Origin of the sequence: Pseudomonas sp. S3E12 (assembly GCF_001702295.1) — a bacterium.
Lineage (GTDB): Bacteria > Pseudomonadota > Gammaproteobacteria > Pseudomonadales > Pseudomonadaceae > Aquipseudomonas > Aquipseudomonas marginalis.
In genome coordinates, this window is the sequence record NZ_MBDT01000008.1 from 278,532 (window position 1) to 304,282 (window position 25,751).

Annotated in this window: 27 protein-coding genes; 5 read left to right on the forward strand and 22 right to left on the reverse strand. The window is 60.3% G+C overall.

Annotation, left to right across the window (positions count from 1 at the left end):
• The first annotated feature begins 32 nt into the window (after nt 1-32).
• The 4 genes from BB029_RS11415 to leuA all read left to right on the forward strand — a co-directional run bounded on the left by BB029_RS11415 (nt 33) and on the right by leuA (nt 5,142).
• Nucleotides 33-923 (forward strand): LysR family transcriptional regulator, encoded by an 891-nt coding sequence (locus BB029_RS11415; protein WP_065939242.1) that lies wholly within the window; start codon nt 33-35, stop codon nt 921-923.
• Between the two features lie 10 nt (nt 924-933).
• The gene (gene xseA / locus BB029_RS11420; protein ID WP_053135528.1) at nt 934-2,313 is read left to right on the forward strand and encodes an exodeoxyribonuclease VII large subunit; all 1,380 of its coding nucleotides are present in this window, start codon (nt 934-936) and stop codon (nt 2,311-2,313) included.
• Nucleotides 2,314-2,316: 3 nt separating this feature from the next.
• Nucleotides 2,317-3,138, forward strand: a complete 822-nt coding sequence (locus tag BB029_RS11425; RefSeq protein WP_065939243.1) for a M23 family metallopeptidase — start codon at nt 2,317-2,319, stop codon at nt 3,136-3,138.
• Between the two features lie 324 nt (nt 3,139-3,462).
• Nucleotides 3,463-5,142: a 2-isopropylmalate synthase gene (gene leuA, locus BB029_RS11430; protein WP_065939244.1), complete on the forward strand. Its 1,680-nt coding sequence runs from the start codon at nt 3,463-3,465 to the stop codon at nt 5,140-5,142.
• Between the two features lie 90 nt (nt 5,143-5,232).
• Here the strand turns inward: leuA and BB029_RS11435 are convergent, their stop codons facing one another.
• The 21 genes from BB029_RS11435 to trmJ form a co-directional block, all read right to left on the reverse strand.
• The gene (locus BB029_RS11435) at nt 5,233-6,024 is read right to left on the reverse strand and encodes an amidohydrolase (RefSeq protein ID WP_065939245.1); all 792 of its coding nucleotides are present in this window, start codon (nt 6,022-6,024) and stop codon (nt 5,233-5,235) included.
• Entirely contained in the window at nt 6,012-7,160 is a 1,149-nt protein-coding gene (locus BB029_RS11440; protein ID WP_065939246.1) for a pyridoxal phosphate-dependent aminotransferase, read from the reverse strand. The genes BB029_RS11435 and BB029_RS11440 overlap by 13 nt, the downstream gene beginning before the upstream one ends.
• A gap of 135 nt (nt 7,161-7,295) precedes the next feature.
• Nucleotides 7,296-8,765 carry a ribosome biogenesis GTPase Der gene (der, locus tag BB029_RS11445; RefSeq protein ID WP_065939247.1) on the reverse strand — a complete coding sequence of 490 codons (1,470 nt, stop codon included), beginning with the start codon at nt 8,763-8,765 and terminating at the stop codon, nt 7,296-7,298.
• Between the two features lie 139 nt (nt 8,766-8,904).
• Nucleotides 8,905-10,056, reverse strand: coding sequence for an outer membrane protein assembly factor BamB (gene bamB / locus BB029_RS11450; RefSeq protein WP_027605421.1), 1,152 nt, complete (start codon nt 10,054-10,056; stop codon nt 8,905-8,907).
• Nucleotides 10,049-10,690 carry a YfgM family protein gene (locus BB029_RS11455; RefSeq protein WP_027605420.1) on the reverse strand — a complete coding sequence of 214 codons (642 nt, stop codon included), beginning with the start codon at nt 10,688-10,690 and terminating at the stop codon, nt 10,049-10,051. The genes bamB and BB029_RS11455 overlap by 8 nt, the downstream gene beginning before the upstream one ends.
• Nucleotides 10,691-10,731: 41 nt before the next feature.
• The gene (gene hisS / locus BB029_RS11460) at nt 10,732-12,021 is read right to left on the reverse strand and encodes a histidine--tRNA ligase (protein WP_065939248.1); all 1,290 of its coding nucleotides are present in this window, start codon (nt 12,019-12,021) and stop codon (nt 10,732-10,734) included.
• 23 nt (nt 12,022-12,044) lie between these two features.
• Nucleotides 12,045-13,154 (reverse strand): flavodoxin-dependent (E)-4-hydroxy-3-methylbut-2-enyl-diphosphate synthase, encoded by a 1,110-nt coding sequence (gene ispG / locus BB029_RS11465; RefSeq protein WP_003175952.1) that lies wholly within the window; start codon nt 13,152-13,154, stop codon nt 12,045-12,047.
• Between the two features lie 2 nt (nt 13,155-13,156).
• Nucleotides 13,157-14,158 (reverse strand): RodZ family helix-turn-helix domain-containing protein, encoded by a 1,002-nt coding sequence (locus tag BB029_RS11470; RefSeq protein ID WP_065939249.1) that lies wholly within the window; start codon nt 14,156-14,158, stop codon nt 13,157-13,159.
• On the reverse strand, nt 14,158-14,916 hold the full coding sequence (gene pilW / locus BB029_RS11475) for a type IV pilus biogenesis/stability protein PilW (RefSeq protein ID WP_065939250.1): 759 nt from the start codon (nt 14,914-14,916) through the stop codon (nt 14,158-14,160). Before pilW ends, BB029_RS11470 begins: the two co-directional genes overlap by 1 nt.
• 12 nt (nt 14,917-14,928) lie before the next feature.
• The gene (gene rlmN / locus BB029_RS11480; protein ID WP_027605416.1) at nt 14,929-16,077 is read right to left on the reverse strand and encodes a 23S rRNA (adenine(2503)-C(2))-methyltransferase RlmN; all 1,149 of its coding nucleotides are present in this window, start codon (nt 16,075-16,077) and stop codon (nt 14,929-14,931) included.
• 29 nt (nt 16,078-16,106) lie between these two features.
• Nucleotides 16,107-16,532: a nucleoside-diphosphate kinase gene (ndk, locus tag BB029_RS11485; protein ID WP_017846179.1), complete on the reverse strand. Its 426-nt coding sequence runs from the start codon at nt 16,530-16,532 to the stop codon at nt 16,107-16,109.
• Nucleotides 16,533-16,623: 91 nt separating this feature from the next.
• Nucleotides 16,624-16,824 (reverse strand): Fe-S cluster assembly protein IscX, encoded by a 201-nt coding sequence (iscX, locus tag BB029_RS11490; protein WP_017846180.1) that lies wholly within the window; start codon nt 16,822-16,824, stop codon nt 16,624-16,626.
• Nucleotides 16,825-16,838: 14 nt separating this feature from the next.
• Nucleotides 16,839-17,180: an ISC system 2Fe-2S type ferredoxin gene (gene fdx, locus BB029_RS11495; protein WP_027605415.1), complete on the reverse strand. Its 342-nt coding sequence runs from the start codon at nt 17,178-17,180 to the stop codon at nt 16,839-16,841.
• Between the two features lie 3 nt (nt 17,181-17,183).
• Nucleotides 17,184-19,046 (reverse strand): Fe-S protein assembly chaperone HscA, encoded by a 1,863-nt coding sequence (gene hscA, locus BB029_RS11500; protein ID WP_065939251.1) that lies wholly within the window; start codon nt 19,044-19,046, stop codon nt 17,184-17,186.
• 53 nt (nt 19,047-19,099) lie between these two features.
• A complete protein-coding gene (gene hscB / locus BB029_RS11505) occupies nt 19,100-19,621 on the reverse strand; it encodes a co-chaperone HscB (protein ID WP_027605413.1) in 522 nt (173 codons plus the stop codon).
• 8 nt (nt 19,622-19,629) lie between these two features.
• On the reverse strand, nt 19,630-19,953 hold the full coding sequence (iscA, locus tag BB029_RS11510) for an iron-sulfur cluster assembly protein IscA (RefSeq protein ID WP_003175963.1): 324 nt from the start codon (nt 19,951-19,953) through the stop codon (nt 19,630-19,632).
• Between the two features lie 28 nt (nt 19,954-19,981).
• On the reverse strand, nt 19,982-20,368 hold the full coding sequence (iscU, locus tag BB029_RS11515; protein ID WP_003175965.1) for a Fe-S cluster assembly scaffold IscU: 387 nt from the start codon (nt 20,366-20,368) through the stop codon (nt 19,982-19,984).
• Between the two features lie 99 nt (nt 20,369-20,467).
• Complete coding sequence (locus BB029_RS11520; RefSeq protein WP_017530022.1) at nt 20,468-21,682, reverse strand: IscS subfamily cysteine desulfurase; 1,215 nt, start codon at nt 21,680-21,682, stop codon at nt 20,468-20,470.
• Nucleotides 21,683-21,732: 50 nt separating this feature from the next.
• Nucleotides 21,733-22,224 carry a Fe-S cluster assembly transcriptional regulator IscR gene (iscR, locus tag BB029_RS11525; protein ID WP_003194020.1) on the reverse strand — a complete coding sequence of 164 codons (492 nt, stop codon included), beginning with the start codon at nt 22,222-22,224 and terminating at the stop codon, nt 21,733-21,735.
• Between the two features lie 304 nt (nt 22,225-22,528).
• The gene (gene cysE, locus BB029_RS11530; RefSeq protein ID WP_065924871.1) at nt 22,529-23,311 is read right to left on the reverse strand and encodes a serine O-acetyltransferase; all 783 of its coding nucleotides are present in this window, start codon (nt 23,309-23,311) and stop codon (nt 22,529-22,531) included.
• Nucleotides 23,312-23,313: 2 nt separating this feature from the next.
• A complete protein-coding gene (trmJ, locus tag BB029_RS11535; protein ID WP_003210307.1) occupies nt 23,314-24,084 on the reverse strand; it encodes a tRNA (cytosine(32)/uridine(32)-2'-O)-methyltransferase TrmJ in 771 nt (256 codons plus the stop codon).
• 145 nt (nt 24,085-24,229) lie between these two features.
• Here trmJ and suhB point away from each other — a divergent pair, with 145 nt between their 5' ends.
• Nucleotides 24,230-25,045: an inositol-phosphate phosphatase gene (gene suhB / locus BB029_RS11540; protein WP_065939252.1), complete on the forward strand. Its 816-nt coding sequence runs from the start codon at nt 24,230-24,232 to the stop codon at nt 25,043-25,045.
• Between the two features lie 108 nt (nt 25,046-25,153).
• On the opposite strand, the gene BB029_RS11545 is transcribed toward suhB, so the two are convergent.
• Complete coding sequence (locus tag BB029_RS11545) at nt 25,154-25,696, reverse strand: glycine zipper 2TM domain-containing protein (protein WP_015885750.1); 543 nt, start codon at nt 25,694-25,696, stop codon at nt 25,154-25,156.
• Nucleotides 25,697-25,751: the final 55 nt, after the last annotated feature.

A 25,751-nucleotide genomic window follows, 5' to 3' on the forward strand; every position in this document is an offset into this window, starting at 1 on the left:
AGCCCTCTACCCATCTCGAAAAGGCATGACGTGTGATCTCCACCCGCCAACTGCGTTACTTCGTCGAAATCGCCGACAGCGGCAGCTTCAGTGCGGCCGCCGAACGTTTGTTCGTGGCGCAATCGGCCCTGAGCCGGCAGATCAAGGAGCTGGAAAACCAACTGCAAACCCCGCTGTTCGAACGAACCGCGCGCCAGCCGCGGCTGACCGCCGCCGGTGAAGCCTTCTATCCACGGGCACGCAACCTGCTGAGCGAATTGCTCAAGGCCAGCCAGATGGCGACCCAAGTGGGCAATGGCGAATTGGGCACGCTGCGCCTCAGCCATTCGAGCACCGTGCCGATGAGCGGACCTTTACTGCAAGGCATCAGCACCTGGCTGGAGCGCTGCCCTGGGGTGTCGATGGATATCGGCAAACTGTCCTCCGAAGCGCAGTTGGAAGAAATCGCCGACGGTCGCCTGGAAGTCGGGGTGCTGCGTTTACCCGTGCTGCGCCAGCGCGAAGGTGTGCGGGTCATGCCTTTATACAGCGAACCCCTGCTGCTGGCCGTGCCTGCGAATCATGCGCTGGCGCGCAGCCAGGCGCCCATCGAACTGGAGCAATTGAAGGACCAGGCGTTTATCTCGATCCCCCATCCCCAGCGCGGCGGCCTGAGTTATCTGTCGGCCGAACTGTGCATGCGTGCGGGATTTTTCCCCAAGGCCGCGCGAGTGATGTCACGCAAGACCACCCAGTTGCAGTTGATCCAGGCCGGTTTCGGTATAGCTTTGCTGCCAAAGTCCATGCAGGACATCGCCCCAGCCAACGTGTACTTTTTGCCCCTGGCCGACCCGGACTGCCTGAGCACCGTCGCCCTGGCCTGCCAGCAGTCACCGAGCGCGTTGGTGGAGCAGTTCTGTCAAACCCTGCACGAATGCCTATAAACTGCCGCCCATGATTAAAGATCCCTTTGCCCGCTTGGGCCTGGACCGCGAAGTCCTGACTGTCAGCCAGCTCAACGGCCGCGCGCGGGTGTTGCTGGAAGACGTGTTCACCAATATCTGGGTCGAAGGCGAGATCTCCAACCTCGCCCGCCCGGCCTCCGGCCATGTGTACTTCACCCTCAAGGACAGCGGCGCCCAGGTGCGCTGCGCACTGTTCCGCAATAACGCCGCGCGGGTTCGCCAGGCGTTGAAGGATGGCCTGGCGGTGAAGGTGCGCGGCAAGGTCTCGCTGTTCGAGGGCCGTGGCGACTACCAGTTGATCCTCGATACCGTGGAGCCGGCCGGGGATGGCGCGCTGCGCCTGGCCTTCGATGCCCTGAAGGAAAAACTCAGCGCCGAGGGCCTGTTCAGTGCCGAACGCAAGGTGCCGCTGCCGGCGCACCCTCGGCGTATTGGCATTATCAGCTCGCCGACCGGTGCGGTGATACGCGACATCATCAGCGTGTTCCGCCGTCGAGCGCCGAACGTTGAACTGACCTTGATCCCGACGGCCGTGCAAGGCCGCGAAGCGATCCCCCAGATTGTACGTGCGTTGAAACTCGCCGACGCCCGCGGCTTTGACGCGTTGATCCTGGCGCGTGGCGGCGGTTCGCTGGAAGACCTCTGGTGCTTCAACGAAGAAGCCGTGGCGCGGGCGGTGGATGCTTGCGTGACGCCAATCGTCAGTGCCGTCGGCCATGAAACCGATGTGTCGATCAGCGACTTCGTAGCGGACGTGCGCGCCCCCACCCCCTCCGCCGCCGCTGAACTGCTGGCGCCGGACGCCAGCCACCTGGTGCGCCAGGTGGAGAACCTGCACCGCCGCCTGGTGATGCTGATGCGCAATCGCCTGACCCACGACCGTCTGCGCCTGGAAGGCATGGCCCGACGCCTGCGGCACCCCGGCGAACGCCTGCGCCAGCAGGCCCAGCGCCTGGATGACCTGGATATGCGCCTGCGCCGCGCCTTCGAGCGCAGCCTCAATACCCGCCGCGAACGCCTGATCCGCCTGGAAACCCGCCTTGCCGGCCAGCATCCGGGGCGCCAGTTGGCCCTGCTGCGCCAGCGCCTGGACAGCCTTGCCGAACGCCTGCCCCGCGCCATGCGCGAAGGCCTCAAGGCGCGTCGCCTGCAACTGCAAAGCCAGGTGCAGACGTTGCAGGTGGTCAGCCCGCTGGCAACCTTGGGCCGTGGCTACAGCATCCTGCTGGACGAGCGTGGCCAGGCCATCCGCAACGCCGCACAGACCCACACCGGCCAGCGCCTCACCGCGCGCCTCGGTGAAGGCCAATTGCAGGTGCGGGTGGAAGATAACCACCTGACCCCCGTCACCCTTTCGTTATTGGATTGATTGATGCCACGTTTCTTTAGTGTGTTGTTGCTGCTATGCCTCGCCGTTAACGCTCATGCAGACAGCTATATCAGCCGTACCTTGAACAAGCCGGTGCCCGGCGGCGTTGCGGTGGTTGAACTCGGCCCTTCGGCTGCCGCGCCGAAAGCCACGTACCAGGGCAAACCCGTGCTGGTGGTGAAGGAGCAGGACAACTGGCTGGCGATTGTCGGCATCCCGCTGACGGTCAAGCCGGGCAACGAGCGCATCAGCAGCGGCGGGCGCAGCCTGCCGTTTATCGTTGGTTACAAGAAGTACCCGGAACAGCGCATCACCTTGAAGAACAAAAGCCAGGTCAACCCGGCCCCAGCGCAACTCAAGCGCATCGAGGCGGAACTGGCGGTACAGATCAAGGCGTATCGCAGCTTCAGCCCCAACCTGCCAAGCAATCTGGTGCTGGATAAGCCGGTGAACGGGCCGCTGTCGAGCAAGTTCGGCGTGCGTCGCTTCTTCAACGGTGAAGAACGCAACCCGCATTCGGGCCTGGATTTCGCCGTACCCGCAGGCACGCCGATCAAGACTCCGGCGAACGGCAAGGTGATTCTGGTCGGTAACTACTTCTTCAACGGCAATACCGTGTTTGTCGACCACGGCCAGGGCTTTATCAGCATGTTCTGCCACATGTCGAAGATCGATGTAAAAGTCGGCGATCAACTGGTGCGCGGTACGGTGGTGGGCAAGGTCGGCGCAACCGGCCGCGCCACCGGACCGCATATGCACTGGAATGTGAGCCTGAACGATGCACGGGTCGACCCGGCGATTTTCATCGGGGCGTTCCAACCGTGAATGAAGCGATTGCGCGCCCGATAACGGTCGCGCAATTTAATCTAGCCCAGGCGCAATTCCCAACCATAAAATCCCGTTTCTTACGCAGATAAAAGAACTTCTCTCAATTTTTAGCGACTGCTTGCCATCTTTCACCCCGGCGGTTAGGGTTGAGCTTATGAAAACCTCTCACACCCTCATTCAGCTCCGCCAGCACCGCAGCCTGTGCCTTGTCAGCGCACGACTGCCAGGCTGAATCGATCTGCCTCGTCTTTACGTTTTATCCCTAAAAACAGTTCTACGGCAGGCCGCCTTTTCTCGGCCCCTACAACAAAGGATTTCCCGATGAGCATGCTCAAAGACCCGTCTTCGAAGTACCGCGCGTTTCCGACCATCGACATCCCGGATCGCACCTGGCCTTCCAAAACCATCACCACCGCGCCGATCTGGTGCAGCTCCGACCTGCGTGATGGCAACCAGTCGCTGATCGAGCCGATGGACGCGGTGAAAAAGCTGCGCTTCTGGAAGACCCTGGTCGCGGTCGGCGTGAAGGAAATCGAGGCTTCGTTCCCGGCCGCATCGCAAACCGACTTCGACTTCGTGCGTACACTGATCGAAGACAATCATATCCCCGAGGACACCACCATCCAGGTGCTGACCCAGGGCCGTGAAGACTTGATCGCACGCACCTTCGAATCCCTGCGCGGCGCCAAAAAGGCCATCGTGCACCTGTACAACGCCACGTCGCCGTCGTTCCGCCGCATCGTGTTCAACCAGGACAAGGACGGCATCAAGGCCATCGCGGTCAACGCGGCCAAGCTGTTCGTCAAGTACGCCGCCCAGCAGCCGGAAACCCAGTGGACCTTCGAATACTCGCCGGAGACCTTCAGCGCTACCGAGGTGGAGTTTGCCAAGGAAGTCTGTGATGCGGTGATCGAGGTCTGGAACCCGACGCCTGAGCACAAGATGATCCTCAACCTGCCGGCCACCGTCGAGTGCGCCACGCCGAACATCTATGCCGACCAGATCGAGTGGTTCGGTCGCCATATCAACCGTCGTGACAGCGTGATCATCAGCCTGCACACCCACAACGACCGCGGCACCGGCGTAGCCGCCACCGAGCTGGGCCTGATGGCTGGCGCCGACCGTGTCGAGGGTTGCCTGTTCGGTAACGGCGAGCGTACCGGTAACGTCGACCTCGTCACCGTGGCCTTGAACATGTACACCCAGGGCCTCGACCCGCAGCTGGACTTCTCCGACATCGACGGCGTACGCAAAGTCGTCGAGGAGTGCAACCAGATCCAGGTTCACCCCCGTCATCCGTACGTCGGCGATCTGGTGCACACCGCTTTCTCCGGTTCTCACCAGGACGCGATCCGCAAAGGCTTCTCCCAGCAGAAAGAGGATGCGCTGTGGGAAGTGCCGTACTTGCCGATCGACCCGGCCGATATCGGTCGCAGCTACGAGGCGGTGATTCGGGTGAACAGCCAGTCGGGCAAAGGCGGCATCGCCTACCTGCTGGAACAGGAATACGACATCAGCCTGCCACGCCGCATGCAGATCGAGTTCAGCCAGGTTGTCCAGGCCGAAACCGACCGTGTGGGCCTGGAGATGACCGCACCGCAGATCTACGCCTTGCTGCAGCGTGAATACCTGCAAGCCAACACCCCGTATGCGCTGGTCAGCCATCGCCTGCAGGAAGAGAACGGCAACAGCTTTGTCGAAGTGGAAGTCTCGGGCAAGGGCCAGGGCGAAACCAACCTGCACTGGAAAGGCAAAGGCAACGGCGCACTGGAAGCGCTGGTGGCCGGCCTGCCAATTGGGGTGGAGATCATGGACTACAACGAACATGCCATCGGCGCAGGCACCAACGCCAAGGCCGCGGCCTATATCGAACTGCGTGTGAACGGTGAACGCCCGGTGCATGGCGTGGGTATTGATGAAAACATCACCACGGCGAGCTTCAAGGCACTGTTCAGTGCGCTGAACCGCTCGTTGAGCCAGCAGGAAGCGAAAGCGGCGTAACCTTCGCCGTCATACAGAAGGCCCCTGGGTGAGCACCCAGGGGCCTTTTTTATTGAGTTTCAGATTTGGGTTGCCCCCGATAACGGCCTGTCAGACAAACTGAAAGCTATCGGCATCCAGGTTCGCCGGAAACCTGGTGCGATACGCCGCCAGTTCAGCCGCGCCCAGGCACACCTGGAACACACCGTCGGCCTCCCCCGCACTCAGCAGGCTCTCGCCCTGGAAATCCAGCACCTGGCTATCGCCGGTGTAGGCAAAGCCCTTGCCGTCGGTGCCCACTCGATTCACCGCCGCTACGTAGCACAGGTTCTCGATAGCCCGCGCCGGCAACAAGCGGTTCCAATGCTGGCGCCGCGCCCCCGGCCAATTGGCGGTGTAGAGCAGCAAGTCAGTGTCGTGGGCATCCCGACTCCACACCGGGAAGCGCAGGTCGTAGCAAATCAGCGGCCGAACACGCCAGCCTTTCAACTCGAACTGCACCTGGCGCTCGCCGGGGGTGTAGTGATTGTGTTCACCGGCCATACGAAACAGATGACGCTTGTCGTAGTGCAACACCTCGCCATCCGGCCGCGCCCACAACAGGCGGTTGCGGTGGCTGCCATCAGCGGCCTGGATGATCACGCTGCCGGTGATCACGGCGTTGTACTTCGCAGCCTGGGCCTGGAGCCACTGATGGGTCGGGCCGTTTTCCGGCTCGGCGAGGGTTTGCGACGCCATGGAGAAACCGGTGGTGAACATTTCCGGCAGTACGATCAGGTCGGCGCCGCGGGCCTGCTCCAGCAGCCCCTCGAAATGCTCGAGGTTGGCCTGGCGGTCGTGCCAGGCCAGGATGGTCTGGACCAAGGCGATATTCAAGTCAGGCAATGCCGTCAGATCACGCATAGTTTTTCAGCCGCTTGTCGCAGCGTCTCCTCGCGTTTGGCAAAACACAGGCGCACCAGGCGCTGGCCTTGCGGTGGGCTCTGGTAGAACACCGAGACCGGGATGGTCGCCACGCCATGCTCGCGGGTCATCCACAGGGACATGGCGACGTCATCCAGGTCCGGGCGTATTAGTGAGTAATCGACCAACTGGAAGTAGGTGCCGGCCACCCGGGTAAAGCTGAAACGCGACGGTGCCAGCAGGTCGCAGAACAGGTCGCGCTTGGCCTGGTAGAACCCCGGCAGTTCATCGACGTGCTCCGGGTGTTCAGCCATGAAATCGGCCAACGCGAACTGCAACGGGGTCACGCCACAGAAATTGACGTATTGATGCACCTTGCGCAGTTCGGCCGTCAGGGCCGGTGGCGCGACCACGTAGCCGGTTTTCCAGCCGGTGACGTGGTAAGTCTTGCCGAAGGAGCTGACCACGAACGCCCGCGGGTACAGCTCTTCATGGGCCAGCACGCTGACGTGGGGCACACCGTCGAATACCAGGTGTTCGTAGACCTCGTCGCTGACCAGGTAGATATCGCGGTCGCGGATCAGTTCAGCCAACTGGTCCAGCTCGGCGCGGTTGATCAGCGCGCCGGTTGGGTTGTGCGGGGTATTGAGGATGATCATGCGCGTACGTGGCGACAGCGCGGCCTTGATCTTCTCGAAGTCCAATGCAAAGCCTTGCAGGCTCAGTTGCACATGCACGCAGCGGCCACCGGCCAGTTCGACCGAGGGCTCATAGCTGTCGTAGCAGGGGTCGAACACAATGACCTCATCGCCAGTGCGAATCACCGCCTGGATCGCGCAGAAGATCGCGGCGGTGGCGCCAGGGGTGATGGTCACTTCGCTGTCGGCATTCACCGTGGCGCCATAGCTGCGGGCGATCTTGGTCGCCACTTGCTGGCGCAAGGCCGGCAGGCCGGTCATCGGTGAATATTGGTTGTGCCCGCTGGCAACATGTTTGCCCACGGCATCGAGCAAAGCCTGAGGCCCATTGAAGTCGGGAAACCCCTGGGACAGGTTGAGCGCGCCGGTTTCGGCAGCGAGTTGCGACATGGTGGTGAAAATGGTCGTGCCGACATTTGGCAGCTTGCTGGTGATCATGGGAGCCCCCTTCGGGTGAGCTGCAAGTTTTAAGCTGCAAGCTGCAAGCAGGTCAAGCGACAAACCGCCAGGCACAAAAAAGGGCTCCAAAGGAGCCCTCTCTTGCAGCCTGTAACTTACAACGTGAAGCGGCTGCTATTTCTTGTCGCGACGCTTCTTGTCGGCCTTCTTGTGGTGAGTCATCAAACGACGCTTCTTGTTCACCTGGCGGTCAGTCAGTGTGTTCTTGTTGCCTTCGTATGGGTTCTCGCCACCCTTGAACTCGATACGGATCGGCGTACCCACCAGTTTCAGGACACGGCGGTAGGTGTTTTCCAGGTAACGCACGTAGGACTTGGGTACCTTCTCGATCTGGTTACCGTGGATCACGATAATCGGCGGGTTGGCACCACCCAAGTGGGCGTAACGCAGTTTGATCCGGCGGTTGTTGACCATCGGCGGTGCGTGCTCGCCAACGGCGTCTTCGAGGATCTGGGTCAGACGGTTGGTCGGCCAGCGGGTCACGGCGGACTTGAACGAGTTCTGTACGGAGGAGTAGAGGTTGCCCACACCCGTGCCGTGCAGGGCCGAGATAAAGTGGATATCGGCGAACTCGACGAAGAACAGGCGACGCTGCAGCTCGATCTTGACGAAATCGCGCTCGCTCGGCGTCATGCCGTCCCACTTGTTGATCGCGATAACCAGCGCCCGACCGGCTTCGAGGGCAAAGCCCAGCAGGTTGAGGTCGTGGTCCACCACGCCTTCGCGGGCGTCCATCACGAAGATCACCACGTTGGCGTCTTTGATCGCCTGCAGGGTTTTCACCACGGAGAACTTTTCAACTTCCTCGTGGATCTTGCCGCGCTTGCGCACACCGGCGGTGTCGATCAGCGTGTACTTCTCGTCGTTACGCTCGAACGGGATGTAGATACTGTCGCGGGTGGTGCCGGGCTGGTCGTAGACGATTACCCGGTCTTCACCGAGCATGCGGTTGACGAGGGTCGACTTGCCCACGTTCGGGCGGCCGATGATTGCAATCTTGATACCGTCTTTTTCGCTTGGGCCGGGAATGCGCTTGGCTTCCTCGCCTTCGGCAACGATCTCTTCTTCGCCTTCTTCTTCCTCGACGTCATCCTTGGGGAAGTCGCGCAGGGCGATTTCCAGCATCTGGGTGATGCCGCGACCGTGGGCACCGGCGACCGGGATCGCGTCGCCAAGACCCATCGGGCTGAATTCGGCACGGGCCGCCTCAGGATCGATGTTGTCGATCTTGTTGGCGACCAGATAGGAACGCTTGTTGCGCTTGCGCAGGTGCTCGCCAATCATCTGGTCGGCAGCCGTGTAGCCCGCGCGGGCGTCCACCAGGAACAACACGACATCGGCTTCTTCAATGGCCAGCAGGGACTGCTCGGCCATCTTTTCGTCCATGCCATGCTCATCACCGGAGATACCACCGGTGTCGACAATAATGTAGGAGCGCCCTTGCCACTTTGCCTCACCGTATTGGCGATCACGGGTCAGACCGGACAAGTCGCCGACGATGGCGTCACGAGTCCTGGTCAGGCGGTTGAACAAGGTGGACTTGCCGACGTTAGGTCGGCCCACCAGGGCGATTACGGGAACCATGCGGCTCTCCACTTCGTTATTTCAGAAAATACAAAAGCCGCTGCAAGGCAGCGGCTGGTGCTCGGGGCAGCATATTCAAATGCCGCATGCCCCGCCGAAGCGGGGCCGCCTGGGTTTTACCCCAAGCATAGTCAAACCTTTACTTGATGGTCAGGGCTTCCAGCTTGCCGCTGTTGCCATACACATAAAGCATGTTGCCCACCACCAGCGGACGGGCACGCAGGCCGTCGCTGTCGATACGCTCACGACCTACAAAACGACCATCCACCTGGCTCAGCAGGTGCAGGTAGCCTTCGAAGTCGCCGACCGCTACATAGCTGGAGAACACTTCCGGGGCCGACAATTGACGACGGGCCAGGGAGTCATTGCTCCACAGTGCAGTGGTGGAACGCTCGTCGACACTTTCAACGGTGCCGGACGCCAGGCTTACGTAGACGCTGCCAAACCCTTGGGCGACACCCGCATAACTGGAAGCATCACGCTGCCAGTTGACACGGCCGCTCTGCAGGTCCAGCGCGGCAACGCGGCCCTGGTAAGTGGCGACGTAGAGGGTTTCACCCGACAGCAGCAAGCCACCGTCGATGTCCACTACGCGATCCAGCTCGGAACGACCTTGGGGGATGGCCACACGGGTTTCCCAGGCCGGCACGCCGTTCCTGGTGTCCAGGGCGACTACTTTACCGGTCGACAGGCCTGCAACGGCCAGATTGTTGGTCACAACCGGACCACTGGTACCGCGCAAGGTCAGCACCGCCGGGGTGCTGTCGTACAACCAACGCTGTTCGCCGGTGCTGGCGTCCAGGCCGATCACACGGTCATCCTGGGTTTGCACCACGACGATATCGCCGTTGGTGGCAGGCGGTGCGAGGACTTCACTGGTCACGCGAGCGCGCCATTTCTCTTCACCGGTGCTGGAGTCCAGCGCCACGACTTCGCCCTTGAGCGTGCCGAGCATGACCATGCCGTAACCCACGCCTACGGCGCCGGATACAGGCAATTCGAGGTCTTTCTTCCACTTCACGTCGCCGTTCATGCGATCCATGGAGATCACCACGCCGGTTACGTCAGCGGCCACAATGTTGTCACCGTCGATTGCCGGTACCAACATGTTGTAGGTCTCGCCCTGGCCATCACCGATGGAGCGGCTCCATTGCTTTTGCAGGACGACTTCTTCCTTGAAGCTGGTCAGCTCGGCCGGAGGCAGTTCTTTTTTACTGTTGCTGCTGCAACCCGCGGCCAGAACGGCCAGAGCCAGCAATGCTGCATGTTTCCAACGGATCACGTCATGCATCCCCTTTGGCCAAGTCGTCCAGCTTGATTTGTAAGCCACCGACCGCCGCTTCATCAGACAGCGCCGCCTTGGCTTTCTTGTACGCAGCATTGGCTTCGTCGGTACGACCCAATTGGACCAACAGGTCGCCCTTGAGCTCTTCGCGAGTGGCTACAAATGCCTTGTCCGCATCGCCGTCGAGCAGTTTGAGTGCTTCGTCAGCCTTGTTCTGTGCCGCCAATACCTGGGCCAGGCGCTGACGCGCGATTTCACCCAGGGTCGGGTTGGTCGGCTTGTCGGCGATGGCCTTGAGTTCTGCGGCGGCGTCATCCAGCTTGCCGGTATCGACCGCGACTTTCGCGACGAACAGGCTGCCGTATTGGGCGTAGGTGCTGCCGCCGAATTCGTTCTTCAGCTTGCCTGCCAGGTCTGCAACCTGCGCGGGGTCGGGCTTGCCGTCCGGCGTCAGGGTGGTTTCCAGCAATTGCTGATAAACGATCGAGGCGCCCTGGGACTGGTTGGCCTGATACTTTGTCCAGGCTTGCCAGCCGAACACCACCACTAAAGCCAGCAGACCGCCAGTAACCAGGGGCTTGCCGTTACGCTGCCACCAGTCCTTGAACTCGGCCAACTGCTCATCATCAGTACTCGACACCCCAATACTCCTTAATCGCTAAATTCGGCTGTTCGACAGCTTCAACCCTGCACGACGCAGGTGGCCAAGTGCGCAGCGAGCGCATCAAAGGCAATGTTCTGTTGCTCGCCCTGGCCACGCAGGGGTTTGAAACCTATCACTTGCTGGGCCAGCTCGTCATCGCCAAGGATCAGTGCGTACAGCGCACCGCTCTTGTCGGCCTTCTTGAACTGGCTCTTGAAGCTGCCTGCGCCGGCATTGACCTGAAGGCGCAGGTTGGGCAACTGGTCACGTACTTTTTCGCTCAGGGCCAGGGCAGCCAGTTCGGCGGCCTCGCCAAAGGCGCACAGGTACACGTCCACCTGACGGGAGATTTCTTCCGGAACCTTCTCCAGGGTTTCCAGCAGCAGGATCAGCCGCTCGATCCCCATGGCGAAGCCCACGCCGGTGGTCGGCTTGCCGCCCATCTGCTCGACCAGCCCGTCGTAACGGCCACCCGCACACACGGTGCCCTGGGCGCCGAGCTTGTCGGTGACCCACTCGAACACGGTCTTGCTGTAGTAATCGAGGCCACGCACCAGCTTGGTATTGATCAAAAACGGAATGCCGGCCGCGTCCAGACGAGCCTTGAGGCCTTCGAAGTGAATGCGGGATTCGTCGTCCAGGTAATCGGCCATTTTCGGCGCATTGACCAGTACGGCCTGGGTGTCGGCGTTCTTGGTGTCGAGGACGCGCAACGGGTTGGTCTTCAGACGACGCTGGCTGTCTTCATCCAACTTGTGCAGATGGGCGGACAGATACTCGACCAGGGCCACTTTATAGCGGCCGCGGGATTCACTGGTGCCCAGGCTGTTGAGCTCAAGCTTGACCGCGTCGCGGATGCCCAGCAGGCCCCATAGGCGCCACGTCAGCACGATCAGCTCCGCGTCGATGTCCGGGCCGTCGATGTTGAACACTTCCAGGCCGATCTGATGAAACTGGCGATAACGGCCTTTTTGTGGACGTTCGTGACGGAACATCGGGCCGATGTACCACAGTTTCTGTGGCTGGCCAGCACCGGTGAGGCCATGCTCAAGCACGGCGCGCACGCACGCGGCGGTACCTTCCGGACGCAAGGTCAGGGAGTCGCCGTTACGGTCTTCAAAGGTGTACATCTCTTTTTCGACGATGTCGGTCACTTCACCGATGGAGCGCTTGAACAGCTCGGTGAACTCGACGATCGGCATGCGGATCTGCTTGTAACCGTAGTTATCCAGCAGGCGCGCGACAGTACCTTCGAAGTAGCGCCACAACGGCGTTTGCTCCGGCAGGATGTCGTTCATGCCACGAATGGCTTGCAGAGACTTGCTCACATCAAATCCTTAAATTCGTTCAATCAGCCGCGAGCGATCAGCGCTGCGTCAGCCGCGACCTTTTCGGCCGCTTTCTCGCGGATCAGCTTTTCCAGCTCATCCACCAGATTGTCATTCGTTAACTTCTGCGACGGCTTACCGTCGATGTAAATCAGGTTCGGTGTACCGCCAGTCAAGCCCACATGGGCTTCCTTGGCTTCACCCGGGCCGTTGACCACGCAACCGATCACTGCAACATCCAGCGGCACCAGCAGGTCTTCGAGGCGCAACTCAAGGTCGTTCATGGTTTTCACCACGTCGAAGTTCTGCCGCGAGCAACTCGGGCAGGCAATGAAGTTGATACCGCGTGAACGCAAACGCAGGGATTTGAGAATGTCGTAGCCGACTTTCACTTCCTCTACCGGGTCTGCCGCCAACGAGATGCGGATAGTATCGCCAATCCCTTCGGCGAGCAGCATACCGAGACCCACCGCAGATTTCACTGTGCCTGAGCGCAAACCGCCGGCTTCGGTGATCCCCAGGTGCAGCGGCTGCACGATTTCCTTGGCCAGCAGGCGGTAGGCTTCCACCGCCATGAACACGTCGGAGGCCTTTACGCTGACCTTGAAGTCCTGGAAGTTCAGGCGTTCGAGGTGTTCAACATGACGCAGTGCAGACTCGACCAGCGCTGCCGGGGTCGGCTCGCCGTACTTCTTTTGCAGGTCTTTTTCCAGGGAACCGGCGTTGACGCCGATGCGGATCGGGATCCCCCGATCACGGGCAGCGTCCACCACAGCGCGCACACGGTCTTCACGACCGATGTTGCCCGGGTTGATGCGCAGGCAATCGACACCCAGCTCGGCCACGCGCAGGGCAATCTTGTAGTCGAAGTGAATGTCGGCCACCAACGGCACCTTGACCAGCTGCTTGATGCGACCGAAAGCCTCGGCAGCGTCCATGTCCGGGACGGATACCCGAACGATGTCTACCCCGGCCGCTTCCAGGCGATTGATCTGGGCAACGGTAGCGGCAACGTCATTGGTGTCGCTGTTGGTCATGCTCTGTACCGCGATGGGGGCGTCGCCACCCACCGGCACCGAGCCAACCCAGATCTTGCGCGATACGCGACGTTTGATTGGAGATTCGCCGTGCATGACTATTGTCCCAACTTCAGGCGAGCGGTCTCGCCAGTGGTGAACGGCGCTACGTCTACAGGCTGGCCGTTGTAGGCCACTTGCGCGCCACGGGCGAAGCCCAGACGCAGCGTCAAAGGAGGCTTGCCGCCCAGGTCGAGCGTATCGCCCTTACGCTTGAGACCACTGGCCAGCACTTTGCCGTTGCCATCGGTGACTTGCGTCCAGCAGTCAGCGACGAAGGTAATTTGTACACGCCCGTCACCGGCGATCAACGCAGGGGTGGTGGGTGGTGAAATCGCCGGGGCTGCCGGAGCGGTTGGCGCCGTAGTCGCTGGCGCCGGGGCCGGAGCAGCCGGCGTATGAGCCTGGGCAACCGGAGCCGCGGGTGTGTGAGCTGGCGCTGCCGGTGTCACTGGGGCCGGTACGGCGGCGGTCGAGGCGCTTTCCGGCTCGGACGGCTCAGCGGCGGCCGGGGTTTCGGGGGCAGCCTGGCCTTGGGCTACGGCCTGGTCTTCCGGCTCATCCAGCGGATGAATCTGGGTGGTGCCGTCGGCGCTTTCGACTTCGACGTGCTCCATGGCGTTGCTGGTCAGGTCCTTACTGCGCTGGGACGTCTGGTCTTGCCACCAGACGAAACCGCCGCCGATCACGGCGATCAGCAACAACAGGCTGACAATACGCAGGATTGTGTGGGAAACCCGCACCGGCTCTTCGATGCGCCCCAGGCCATGCACATTGCTGCCCTGGGAGTCGGTGCCGGTGAACTGGTCGAATTCCTGGACCAACACGGCCTGGTCGATGCCCAGCAACTTGGCGTAGGCGCGGATATAACCACGGGCGAAGGTATGCCCAGGCAGCTTGTCGAATGCGCCGGCCTCAAGGTTGCCCAGGGAGGTGGTGGTCAAATTGAGCTTGAGGGCCACTTCCGCCAGCGACCAACCATTGCTTTCGCGGGCCTGACGCAAGGTGTCGCCTGGGTTTACGCGATTAGCTGCTACAACTTCCGGGTGCGCCGCTTTCATCATTGCTCCGACAGGTATTGCTGATATTCCGGCGTACCGGGATAGAGTCGTTCGAGTTGCTGGCCAAAACGTGCGGCCGTGTCGTGTTCTTCATGAACCGTCGCCAGGCGCACGCCGAGCAATAGACTACGTGCATTTTGCCCGCTGAGCAGGCTAAAACGCTCGTAATAGTCACGTGCCGGCACATAATGCCTGTCTTCGTAGGACAACTCAGCCATTTCGAGCAGCGCTCGTGGCTGATGGCCGTTTAAGTGCAGGGCTTTTTCCAGCTGCTGGCGTGCGCTGTCGCGCTGGCCGAGGCGCATCGAGGTTACCCCAAGGTTCTCGAACACCCGTGCGCGCTCAGGATAGAGGGTATCGGTACTGGCTTGCTGGAAATAAAGGGCGGCCTGTTCATAACGCTTTTGCTTGAACAGGAAACTGCCGTAATTGTTCAGCAGTTTCGGATCGGCAGGCCGTGCGGCCAGGGCTTTGTTGAAGTACCGGTCAGCCAGTTCAGGCTCGGCCTGGGCGTGGAACACCAGGGCCAGCGCAGCGTTGGCGTCGGCATCGTCGCTGTCCAGTTCAAGGGCTTTTTTCAACGGCACCTTGGCCTGCTCGCTCATGCCTTGTCGCAGGTAACCCAACCCCAGTTGCACATAGGCAGCCCGCGCCTCGTCACGGCCCTTGCCGGTTTGCAAAGGGCTGTCATGGCCCGATGAAACACAACCGGCGGCGAGGCCGGTAACCAGCAAAAGCAGCGCAAGGCGCAAGGGCATAGAGATCCTCTCTCAGATTCGATTCACAGCAATTTGCGGCAGATCGTCGGCGGCGTTCAATTCACGCACGGCGATATAGCGCTCGCTGCGGCGGGTACGGTCCATCACCTGCCCGACCAACTGACCACAGGCGGCGTCGATGTCTTCACCACGGGTGGTGCGCACGGTGACGTTGTAGCCGGCCTGGTGCAGTTGATCCTGGAAACGGCGAATGGCGTTGTTGCTTGGCCGCTCGTAACCAGAATGTGGAAACGGGTTAAACGGAATCAGGTTGATCTTGCACGGGGTGTTCTTGAGCAGTTCAATCATCTCGACCGCGTGTTCGACCTTGTCGTTAACATCCTTGAGCATGGTGTACTCAATGGTCAGCACACGTTTCTCGCCCAAGGTCGCCATATAACGCTGGCAGGATTCGAGCAGCATCTTAAGCGGATACTTCTTGTTGATCGGCACCAATTGGTTACGCAATGCGTCATTGGGTGCGTGCAGCGACAACGCCAGGGAGACGTCGATGTGCTTGGCCAGCTCATCGATCATCGGGACCACGCCGGAGGTCGACAGGGTCACACGGCGCTTGGAGATGCCGTAGCCCAGGTCGTCCATCATCAGGTGCATGGCTGCGATGACGTTGTCGAAGTTCAGCAGCGGCTCACCCATGCCCATCATCACCACGTTGGTGATGGCACGGTCGACGGTCGCCGGGACGCTGCCAAAGGATTTGTTGGCAATCCACACCTGGCCGATCACTTCGGCGGCAGTGAGGTTGCTATTGAAGCCTTGCTTGCCGGTGGAGCAGAAACTGCAGTCCAGGGCACAGCCTGCCTGGGACGAAACGCACAAGGTACCGCGCTTGCCCTGGGGAATGTACACGGTCTCGACGCAGCTGCCGGACGCTACGCGCACCACCCACTTACGGGTGCCGTCGCTGGAGATGTCCTCGCTGACCACTTCGGGGCCACGTACTTCAGCAATAGCCTTGAGCTTGTCGCGCAGGGCCTTGCTGACGTTCGTCATGGCGTCGAAATCGTCGACGCCAAAGTGGTGAATCCATTTCATTACCTGACCGGCACGGAAACGCTTCTCCCCGATTGAGTCGAAGAATTTTTCCATTTCCTGTTGAGTCAGACCCAGCAGGTTGGTTTTTACAGTCGATGTCGTCATGGATTCACCCTCACTCTTTAAGCCGATGCTTAGCGAGTGGTTACTTCGGTAGCTGCGAAGAAGTACGAGATTTCGCGAGCAGCAGCGGCTTCGGAGTCCGAACCGTGTACAGCGTTGGCGTCGATGGAGTCAGCGAAGTCAGCACGGATGGTGCCGGCAGCAGCTTCTTTAGGGTTGGTAGCGCCCATCAGCTCACGGTTCAGAGCGATGGCGTTTTCGCCTTCCAGAACCTGAACAACAACAGGACCGGAGATCATGAAGGCAACCAGGTCGCCGAAGAAGCCACGAGCGCTGTGCTCAGCGTAGAAGCCTTCAGCTTCAGCCTTGGACAGTTGCTTGAGTTTCGAAGCTACAACCTTCAGGCCGGCTTTTTCGAAACGAGTGGTGATCTCGCCGATGACGTTTTTTGCAACAGCGTCAGGCTTGATGATGGAGAAAGTACGTTGAACAGCCATGGTGTAACTCCAGAAACGGTAATTTACGAAAAATTAAACCCGCGAATTATACGCGGGTTCTTGGGTATTGCCTAACTGCGTAAGGGAGGCGTCAGTCCTGTTCTTCTTTCCAGGCAGTCTGGATAGCTTCCAGAACCTTTTCGCCACCGCGATCGCGCTCATCATCAAAGCCTGGCAAGGCCATGACCATGTCACGCAAAGCAACAAAATTCAGGGAGTAGGGATCCATATCCGGGTTGCCGTCGGCCAACAGGATAGCGATCTCTTGCACATCAACCCATTTAAGACTCATGACACTTCCTTGAATCAGTGCGGCGCTTCGGCTGCATGGTTGAGCGAATATTTCGGAATTTCGACGGTAATGTCTTCAGTCCCGACCCTGGCCTGACAGCTTAGGCGAGAAGTGGCTTCCAGGCCCCAGGCGCGGTCAAGAAAATCCTCTTCCAGCTCATCGGCCTCTTCCAGGCTATTGAAGCCTTCGCGAATGATGCAGTGGCAAGTGGTGCAGGCACACACACCACCACAGGCACTTTCGATCTCGATATGGTTGTCATGGGCAACTTCGAGGATGGACTTGCCGGTCTCAGCCTCAACAACCATACCGTCCGGGCAATGCTCGGCGTGTGGCAGAAAAATGACCTGCGGCATTAATTATTCCTCGATTTCATTCAGGTTGCGCCCGGCCAGTGCGGCTTTCACCGTCTGATCCATGCGGCGGGCGGCAAAGGCGTCAGTGACCTGCGACAAGCGCTTGGTCTGTTGCTCGATGGCGTAACCATCGTTGCCTTTCATCAGTTCGGCCAGTTCCTGCATCTGCAGGTCGATGACCATGCGCTCTTCGGCATCCAGCAGGCGCTCGCCGTCGGCATCCAGGGCGCCCTGCACCGCTTCAAGCAGGCGCTGGGCATCCACTTGTTGCTCGCGCAGTACGCGCGCGACCTTGTCGTCGCCGGCGTATTGGAACGAATCCTTGAGCATCTTGGCGATTTCACCGTCAGTCAGGCCGTAGGACGGCTTGACCTGGATGCTGGCTTCAACGCCGGACGCCAGTTCGCGCGCGGCGACGCTGAGCAGGCCGTCGGCGTCGACCTGGAAGGTCACGCGAATCTTCGCCGCACCCGCGACCATGGCCGGGATGCCGCGCAATTCAAAGCGGGCCAGGGAGCGGCAGTCGCTGATCAGCTCGCGCTCACCTTGCAGTACATGAATCATCATGGCCGTCTGGCCATCTTTGTAGGTGGTGAAGTCCTGGGCGCGCGCGACGGGGATGGTGGTGTTGCGCGGAATCACCTTCTCCATCAGGCCACCCATGGTTTCCAGTCCCAGGGACAGCGGGATGACGTCGAGCAGCAGCAATTCGCCGCCATCACGCTTATTGCCGGCCAGGGTATCGGCCTGGATGGCGGCGCCGATGGCGACCACCTGGTCCGGGTCGATTTCTGTCAGCGGCTGGCGACCAAAGGCTTCGGCCACGGCTTCGCGAACCCGCGGCACACGGGTTGAACCGCCGACCATGACCACGGCACCGACGTCTTCCAGCTCGATACCGGAGTCACGCACGGCTCGACGGCAGGCTTTCAGGCTGCGGGCGATCATCGGTTCGATCAGCGAATCGAAGGCTTCGCGAGTCAGCTTGGCGCACCAACTGCCGTAGGAAACATCAACAGAAGCAGCGTCAGTCAGCGCCTCTTTAGCAGCACAGGCCGTTTGCAGCAAGTTACGCTGCTCACCCGGATCCAGGTCAGCGGACAAGCCGGCGCTGCTGATGATCCAACCCGCGATGGCGTGGTCGAAGTCATCGCCACCCAGGGCTGTATCGCCACCGGTAGCCAGTACCTCGAATACACCGCCAGTCAGGCGCAGGATCGAAATATCAAAAGTGCCACCACCCAAGTCGTAAATAGCGACCAAGCCTTCGGCATGCTGGTCCAGGCCATAGGCCACGGCCGCAGCAGTCGGCTCGTTGAGCAGGCGCAACACGTTCAGGCCGGCGAGTTTCGCCGCGTCCTTGGTGGCCTGGCGCTGGGCATCATCGAAATACGCCGGGACGGTGATCACCGCGCCGACCAGTTCGCCACCCAGCGTGGTTTCCGCGCGCTGGCGCAGCACCTTGAGGATATCCGCCGACACTTCCACCGGGCTTTTCGGGCCCTGGACGGTGTCGATGAACGGCATATGGGATTCGCCACCGACAAAGCGGTACGGCAGTTGGTCGCCCAATTGCTTGACGTCGGACAGACCACGACCCATCAAGCGCTTGACCGACAGCACGGTGTTCAAGGGGTCGGTAGACGCCGCCAACTTGGCTGATTCACCGACTTCGGTGCGATCAGCGTGATAACGCACGGCGGACGGCAGGATCACCTGGCCATCGGCATCGGGCAGCGGCTCGGACAGGCCGCTGCGCAAGGCAGCAACCAGGGAATTGGTGGTACCCAGGTCAATCCCCACCGCCAGGCGACGCTGGTGCGGTTGAGGGCTTTGGCCGGGTTCGGCGATTTGCAGTAGAGCCATGGTAATCAGGTCTTATCTGTCTATCAGGCGCGCATCACGGGCAGCACACTGGGTTAATCGTCGAGGCGCTCTTCCAGCTGGCGCACTTCGTAGGTGAGCTTGTCGAGGAACTGCATGCGCCGCATCAGGCGCTCGGCCTGTTCACGTTGCGCTGCATCGTCCCAACAGGCTGCGAAGCTTTCGTTGAGCTCATCCTGGGCAACTTTCAGACGACGCTTGAAGACCGCGACACCCGCCACATCGGCTTCGTCCTGCAGGTCTTCGAGTTCTTCACGCCATTGCATCTGCTGCATCAGGAAGTCCGGGTCGTGCACGGTCACTTCCAGCGGCAACTCGCCACCGTTCATCGCGAGCAAGTAACGCGCGCGTTTAGGAGGGCTCTTGAGCGTCTGATAGGCTTCGTTGAGGCTGGCCGACTGCTCCAGCGCCAGGCGTTGCTCACGCTCGGAGGCGTCAGCAAAACGGTCCGGATGCACCCCACGCGCCAATTCTCGGTAGCGCGTGGCAAGCTGCTCGAGGTCCAGCCGAAAACTCGGCTGCAGCTCGAATAAAGCGAAATGACAAGGAGTACCCACGAATAGCCTCAGATGTTGAAGCTTTCGCCGCAGCCACATTCACCGCGTACGTTGGGGTTGTTGAACTTGAAGCCTTCGTTCAACCCCTCCTTCACGAAATCGAGTTCGGTGCCGTCCAGGTAGGTCAGGCTTTTAGGGTCGATGATCACTTTCTCGCCGTGACTTTCGAACACCTGATCTTCCGCAACCACCTCGTCGACAAACTCCAGCACGTAGGCAAGGCCGGAGCAGCCTGTGGTGCGAACACCCAGACGAATCCCCTCACCTTTACCGCGCCCATTCAGGGAGCGGCGAATGTGCTGTGCAGCCGCTTCTGTCATGCTGATAGCCATCGTTGACTCCTTACTCGTCGCCAAATGCTTAGATCAAGCCTTTCTTCTGCTTGTAGTCGCGAACGGCCGCCTTGATGGCGTCTTCAGCGAGCACGGAGCAGTGGATTTTCACTGGCGGCAGGGCCAGTTCTTCGGCCAGCTGGGTATTGCTGATAGTCACAGCCTCATCCAGGGTCTTGCCTTTCATCCATTCGGTCGCCAGGGAGCTGGAGGCGATGGCCGAACCGCAACCGTAAGTCTTGAACTTGGCGTCTTCGATAACGCCAGCGTCGTTGACCTTGATCTGCAGGCGCATCACATCGCCGCACGCCGGAGCGCCGACCATGCCGGTGCCGACATCAGGATCTTCCGCGTTCATCTTGCCGACGTTGCGCGGGTTTTCGTAGTGGTCGATGACCTTTTCGCTGTAAGCCATGGTACTGAATCCTCACTCATCAGGGCCGCTCTGGAACCCTGTAGAAACGCCTGCGTTTTCCGCCACGTTCCTACAGAGCTGGGGTGGCGGCTTCTATAGTTAGTGTGCCGCCCACTCGATCTTGGAAATATCGACACCATCTTTGTACATGTCCCACAGCGGCGACAGGACGCGCAGCTTGTTGACGGCTTCGCAGACCTTCTGCGCGGCGTAGTCGACTTGCTCTTCGGTGGTGAAGCGGCCGAACGTAAAGCGGATCGAGCTGTGTGCCAGTTCGTCGTTGCGGCCCAGGGCGCGCAGTACGTACGAAGGCTCAAGCGAAGCCGAGGTGCAGGCCGAACCGGACGAAACCGCCAGGTCCTTGAGCGCCATGATCAGCGACTCGCCTTCGACATAGTTGAAGCTCAAATTCAGGTTGTGCGGTACACGGGCAGTCATGCTGCCGTTGATGTACAGCTCTTCAAGGTTCTCGACCTGTTTGTAGAAACGATCGCTCAGGGCCTTGATACGTACGTTTTCGGCTGCCATGTCTTCCTTGGCGACGCGGAAGGCTTCGCCCATGCCGACGATCTGGTGGGTCGCCAGGGTGCCCGAACGCATGCCGCGCTCGTGACCGCCACCGTGCATGGTGGCTTCGATGCGCACGCGTGGCTTGCGGCTGACGTACAGGGCGCCGATGCCTTTGGGGCCATAGGTCTTGTGGGCCGAGAACGACATCAGGTCGACTTTCAGCTTGGACAGGTCGATGTCGACCTTGCCGGTGGACTGAGCGGCGTCGACGTGCAGCAGGATGCCTTTGGAACGAGTCAGCTCGCCGATGGCCGCGATGTCGTTGATGGTGCCGATTTCGTTGTTAACGTGGATCACGGAAACCAGGATGGTGTCTTCACGCAGCGCGGCTTCGATCATCGCCGGGGTGACGATACCGTCGGTGGTTGGCTCGAGGTAAGTGACCTCGAAACCTTCACGCTCCAGTTGGCGCATGGTGTCGAGGACCGCCTTGTGCTCAATCTTGGTGGTGATCAGGTGCTTGCCTTTGGTCGCGTAGAAATGCGCCGCGCCCTTGATAGCCAGGTTGTCGGACTCGGTGGCACCGGAGGTCCAGACGATTTCACGCGGATCGGCGCCAACCAGGTCAGCAACCTGGCGACGAGCGTTCTCGACCGCTTCCTCGGCTTTCCAGCCGAAAACGTGGGAACGGGAGGCCGGGTTGCCGAAGTTTCCGTCGACCAGCAGGCACTCGCTCATCTTTTGCGCGACACGCGGATCAACCGGGGTGGTCGCTGAGTAATCAAGGTAAATCGGCAATTTCATGGACTTTCTCCTAAATCAGGCTGGCTGGCGTGCCGTTAGCTCTTCGGCTGTCACTCGACGGCGGACGCTTCGATCTTGTCCAGACGCGGCGCCTTGGTGTTGCAACGGCGCTGGTCCTGACGCTGGGCTACTTCTTGCACCTCACGGCGAGTCACAAGATCAGCCAAGCTGATACCACTCAAAAACTCATGGATCTGCAGGCTCAAGTCACACCACAAGTGGTGCGTCAGGCAGGTGTCGCCGGCGTGGCAGTCACCCAGGCCCTGGCACTTGGTGGCGTCGACGGATTCGTTGACCGCGTCGATCACCTGGGCCACCTGGATGCCCTGCATGTCGCGGGACAGCTGATAGCCGCCGCCCGGCCCACGCACACTGGAGACCAGATTGCTACGGCGCAACTTGGCGAACAACTGCTCTAGGTAGGACAGGGAAATGCCTTGGCGCTCGGAGATATCGGCCAGGGACACCGGCCCAGTTTGCGCGTGCAAGGCCAAGTCAAGCATGGCGGTCACCGCGTATCGGCCTTTTGTAGTCAGTCTCATGGACAAGTACCAAGGTGTTTCAGAATGGGAGCAAGTATGCGATTCCCGAGTATTTAAGTCAACTATAAGACCTAGTACTTTAGTCAGGATTACCCGTAAAAAGGGCGCGCGAATCATAGCAGGATGGGGCGAGGACGAACAGCAGCAGCGGGGGTGATGGCTTGATATCAAGACCAATGGAGATCAAATGTGGGAGGGAGCTTGCCCCCGATAGCGGTTGATCAGTCAATATATTGGATGACTGACAGATGGCCATCGGGGGGCAAGCCCCCTCCAACATGGGCCTAGCAGCAAATGTAAGATCTCAGCCAGCCTTGGTGGCGGGCTCACTCTTGATCTCGGCAAAGTCCTCTTCGCGCAGCTCAGGCAGGTCTTTGGCACAGTAGCTGCTGCCCAACTCTTTCAGCGCGCCGCACATACCGTCCAGCTTGCCGTCCACCGCTTGCAGGTGATCAAGCAGCTGGCCGATGGCGCGCGCCACCGGGTCGGGCATGTCTTCGCTGACACCGTAGGCATCGAAACCGATTTTCTCGGCCATGGCCTTGCGCTTGGCTTCCTGCTCATCGCCCACTTCCGGCTTGACGATGATCCGCCCCGGAATCCCCACTACAGTGGCGCCGGCCGGCACCGCCTTGGTCACCACGGCGTTGGAGCCGACTTTGGCGCCAGCGCCTACGGTGAACGGACCAAGCACCTTGGCACCCGCACCCACCACCACGCCATCCTCCAGCGTCGGGTGGCGCTTACCCTTGTTCCAACTGGTGCCGCCCAATGTCACGCCCTGGTAGAGGGTCACGTCGTCACCAATCTCGGCAGTCTCGCCAATGACGATGCCCATACCGTGATCGATAAAGAAGCGACGTCCCACCTTGGCACCTGGGTGAATCTCGATCCCGGTCAACCAGCGGCCGAAGTTCGACACCAGCCGCGCCAGCCATTTCCAGCCCATATTCCACAAGGCACCGGACAGCCGATGAATCCAGATCGCGTGCATGCCCGGGTAGCAGGTCAGCACTTCAAAGGCGTTGCGCGCCGCCGGATCACGGTGAAAAACACTCTGGATATCTTCTCGCAAACGCTCGAACATTTTTAATCCTTCCGCTTAAGAAGCTCGCCACGGGCCGCTTTCTGGGTTTCCGTGAGGATGCCACGCAATATATTCATTTCTGCTCGACTGACCGAGCTACGCCCGTACAGGCGGCGCAGGCGCGCCATCAAGTGCCGAGGCTTTTCCGGATCGAGGAATTCGATGGCCACCAGGGTTTGCTCCAGGTGCTCATAGAACCGCTCCAGCTCGTCCATGGTGGCCAGTTCACCACTCTTGGTCGACGCCACTTCATCCTTCTCTACCTTGCTCGGCTGGCCTTCAGCGGCCAGCCAGGCCATGCGCACTTCGTAACTCAACACCTGCACCGCTGCCCCGAGGTTCAGCGAACTGAACTCAGGGTCTGATGGAATGTGCACGTGATAATGACATCGTTGCAGCTCTTCATTGGTGAGGCCGGAGTCTTCACGGCCGAATACCAGGGCGATTTCAGCACCGCCGGCCGCCTCTTCCACCACCTTGGTACCGCACTCACGCGGATCCAGCAGCGGCCAGGGGATGCGGCGGTCACGGGCACTGGTGCCAAGCACCAGGTTGCAGCCGACCAAGGCGTCTTCCAGAGTGGCGACCACCTGGGCTTTTTCCAGGATGTCATTGGCGCCGGATGCGCGGGCATCGGCCTCGTGGTGCGGGAACACGCGCGGCTCGACCAGCACCAGGCGCGTCAGCCCCATGTTTTTCATGGCTCGCGCCACCCCGCCGATATTGCCGGGATGACTGGTATTGACCAAGACGACACGAATGTTTTGCAGCAAGGTAGGCGCTCTCGGACACGGGAAAGGGGAGCAAATCTTACAGAACAGCCTAAGGTTATGCCATGAAAGCTAACGTCGTCCTTCACCTGAAGAAAGTTTCTGCTAGAATGCTCGGCTTTCTTTAACAACCTTAGGTGACACATCCATGCAGCCCATGCTGAATATCGCGCTGCGCGCCGCCCGCAGCGCCAGTGAATTGATCTTCCGCTCCATCGAGCGCCTGGATACCATCAAGGTCGACGAAAAAGACGCCAAGGATTATGTGTCCGAGGTGGATCGCGCCGCTGAACAGAAGATCATCGACGCGCTGCGCAAGGCCTACCCTACCCACGGCATCCTCGGCGAGGAAACCGGCCTGCACAAAGGCAGCGGCGAAGGCGAAGACTACCTGTGGATCATCGACCCACTGGATGGCACCACCAACTTCCTGCGCGGCATCCCCCACTTTGCCGTCAGCATTGCTTGCAAATACCGTGGCCGCCTGGAACACGCTGTAGTACTCGATCCTGTTCGCCAGGAAGAATTCACCGCCAGCCGTGGCCGTGGCGCCCAGTTGAACGGTCGTCGCCTGCGCGTCAGCGGTCGCACCAGCCTGGACGGCGCCCTGCTGGGTACAGGCTTCCCGTTCCGTGACGAACAGATGGACAACCTGGAAAACTACCTGGGCATGTTCCGCGCCCTGGTTGGCCAGACCGCCGGCATCCGTCGCGCTGGCGCGGCCAGCCTGGACCTGGCCTATGTAGCTGCCGGTCGTTTTGATGCGTTCTGGGAGTCGGGCCTGTCCGAGTGGGACATGGCTGCAGGTGCCCTGCTGATCCAAGAGGCCGGCGGCCTGGTGAGCGACTTCACCGGCGGTCATGACTTCCTAGAAAAAGGCCACGTCGTTGCCGGCAACACCAAATGCTTCAAGGCAGTATTGACGGCGATCCAGCCGCACCTGCCGGCTTCGCTGAAGCGCTAAACGAGCGAGCAAAAAAAAGCACCCTGTGGGGTGCTTTTTTTATGCCTGGGATTTGCTTGATGTGAGCTTAAATACCAACAACACCACAAATCAAATACAAGAGAAGACTTACTGCTGGTTCTGGCCCAGGACGAGACGCCCTTCCTTGTCGACTGGAATCTGGCCGCCCGGATCACGATCCATGCGCACCGAACCTTCCTTGCCATCCAAGGTGTAACGCACGTCATAGCCGACGACCTTGTCACTGATGTCGTTGACGGTGTTACAGCGAGTCTGGGTGGTGGTATAGGTATCGCGGTTCTGCATGCCTTCCTGAACCTTGTTACCGGCGTAACCACCACCGACCGCACCGGCCACAGTGGCCAGCTTTTTGCCGTTACCGCCACCGACCTGGTTACCCAACAGGCCACCGGCCAGTGCACCCACCACGGTACCGACGATCTGATGTTGATCCTGCACCGGCTTCTGCCGGGTCACTGCGACGTCCTTGCAGACTTCGCGAGGTGTTTTAATCTGGGTTTTCACCGGCTGCACCGCCAGCACTTGCGCATACTCAGGGCCGCTTTTTACCAGGCTGTAGGTGGCAACAGCACCCCCGGCAGTCACACCGACAGCACCCAATACCGCACCAACCAGTAACGACTTGTTCACGTTGAACCTCCTGACCATCACAAACGGACCGAAAGATCCGCGCTATACCCAGCCT